Origin of the sequence: Acinetobacter sp. HR7 (assembly GCF_000773685.1) — a bacterium.
GTDB classification, from domain to species: Bacteria; Pseudomonadota; Gammaproteobacteria; order Pseudomonadales; family Moraxellaceae; genus Acinetobacter; species Acinetobacter thermotolerans.
The window spans coordinates 1-2196 of the sequence record NZ_JPQO01000211.1 but is presented as its reverse complement, the minus strand read 5'-3'; the positions used below and the strand labels follow the sequence as shown (position 1 = coordinate 2196).

Genomic DNA, 2196 nt, shown 5'->3' with positions numbered 1-2196 from the left:
CAAACTATGGGACAGCAGTGGGCTTGAAGCCACTTTTTTACGTATTCAGTCTTAAAGGCCAATTTCACCAATGAATGGAATATGGCGATATTTCTGGTCATAGTCCAGACCATAACCGACAATGAATTTGTCTTCGACTTCAAAGCCCAGGAATTTAACGTCCAGCTCGATTTCGCGGCGTGAAGGTTTGCTGACCAAAGTGCACAGCTCAATCGAATTTGGCTGACGAGTTTGCAGAATTTCCAGTACTTTGCTGAGAGTGTTACCTGAGTCGATAATGTCTTCCACCACCAGCACATCCTTACCACGGATTTCACCGTCCAGATCTTTCAGGATTTTGACATCACGCGTTGATACCGTACCACCACCGTAGCTGGATACAGTCATGAAGTCGAGTTCATGCGGCTTGCTGATGGCACGACACAAGTCCGCCATGAAGATCACTGAACCGCGTAATAAACCGATGAGCACGAGCTCTTTATCACTATTGGCATAGTGTGCATCGATTAGAGCACCAAGCTCTTTGACTTTAGCTTGAATTTCTTCAGCGGAAATCATTACGCTCATTTGAACGGTCATGGGTAGATACCTAAAAAAGTAAAAATAGCAAAATAAAAAAGGTGTTGACCTGCAACACCTGATATATCAGCAATTTTAATACATCCGGCAGGCAGATGCACCTGTTTCGCCCTGTGTTAATGTAATCATTTTTTCGGCACTTGTGAATCACGCTTGAGTAAAAAAGCACAGCCGAGTGCTATCGCCGACAGGATTAGCTAGCGACGACGTTTTGATTTTTCAGGCTTTTGGAGCGGATTGTTCTTTGACATAGACGGCTGTTCCGTAAACATAAGTCGCGGCAATATTGCGGTCATCACCAAGCATCATCAGGGCAAAAAAAGCATCTTCGATGTTTTTGGCCCGACTTTGACGTAATTGCTGTAACGCTGTTGCATTCAGATCCAGCACCACAAAATCGGCTTCTTTACCGACATTAAAATTACCCAGACGATCATCCAGACTCAGGGCTTTGGCACCTCCTAAGGTAGCATGATATAGCGACTCAAAAGCCGAGAGTTTTTCACCTTGTAACTGCTGTACCTTGTAGGCTTCATTCAGGGTTTGCAGCTGGTTAAATGAAGTCCCCGCGCCGATATCGGTACCAAGTCCCACCTTGACCTGCTTGTCCCAGGCTTTTTTCAGTGGGAACAAGCCACTACCGAGGAACAGATTTGATGTCGGACAGAAAGCGATGGCGGAGTCGGTCCGATGCATACAGTCCCATTCCTGCTCTTCCAGATGTACACAGTGCGCAAACACAGACTTAGGCCCGGTCAGGCCATAATGATGATAGACATCCAGATAGCCTTCGCGTTCTGGAAACAGCCCTTTGACCCAGGCGATCTCGTTTTTGTTTTCACTGAGATGGGTATGCACATACACATCCGGATATTCGGCTTTCAACTTGCCGGCTTGTTCTAGTTGCTCTGGTGTCGAAGTCGGTGCAAAGCGTGGCGTAATCGCATACAGGTTACGACCCTGACCATGCCATTTTTCAATCAGGACTTTAGAATCCTGATAAGCCGATTCTGCTGTATCGGTGAGTGCTTCGGGTGCATGACGGTCCATCAGTACCTTACCTGCGATCAGGCGCATATTACGCGCTGCAGCAGCACTAAATAGAGCATCTACCGACTCAGGATGTACGGTACAGAACACCAGCGCTGTCGTAGTGCCATTTTTCAGTAATTCTTCTACAAAAAACTCGGCGATTTTGCTGGAATATGCTGGGTCGGAAAATTGGATTTCAGTCGGGAAGGTATAAGTATTTAACCACTCGAGTAGCTGCTCGCCATAAGCTCCCACTATCTCGGTCTGCGGGAAATGGATATGGGTATCAATAAAGCCTGGCACAATCAGCTGTTCAGGATAATGCTGAACCTCAATTCCTTCCGGAAGGTACTGCTGGCCCTCTTTCCAGCTACCAAACCACTGAATCTTGCCGTTCTGGGTGATTAGCAAACCATCTTCTACATATCGCACTTGGTCGTGAATTTCACGCGCTTGGGCAACCGTATTCTTGATATCGAGGAAGCGACCGCGTACTGCCGTCGTTGCAATGATAGAAGACATTTAAAACCTGCACTTTGTGATTTTTTCGATTGATTGTAACTGATATAGGACTTACGCATTGAC

The 2196-nt window shown here is 46.5% G+C and carries 2 protein-coding genes; both read right to left on the bottom strand.

What is annotated here, in order from left to right; all coding sequences use genetic code 11:
- Positions 1–51: 51 nt before the first annotated feature.
- Positions 52–579 (bottom strand): hypoxanthine phosphoribosyltransferase, encoded by a 528-nt coding sequence (gene hpt / locus GW12_RS13540; protein WP_034588501.1) that lies wholly within the window; start codon positions 577–579, stop codon positions 52–54.
- Positions 580–798: 219 nt separating this feature from the next.
- Positions 799–2133 carry a guanine deaminase gene (gene guaD / locus GW12_RS13535; protein WP_034588499.1) on the bottom strand — a complete coding sequence of 445 codons (1335 nt, stop codon included), beginning with the start codon at positions 2131–2133 and terminating at the stop codon, positions 799–801.
- Positions 2134–2196: the final 63 nt, after the last annotated feature.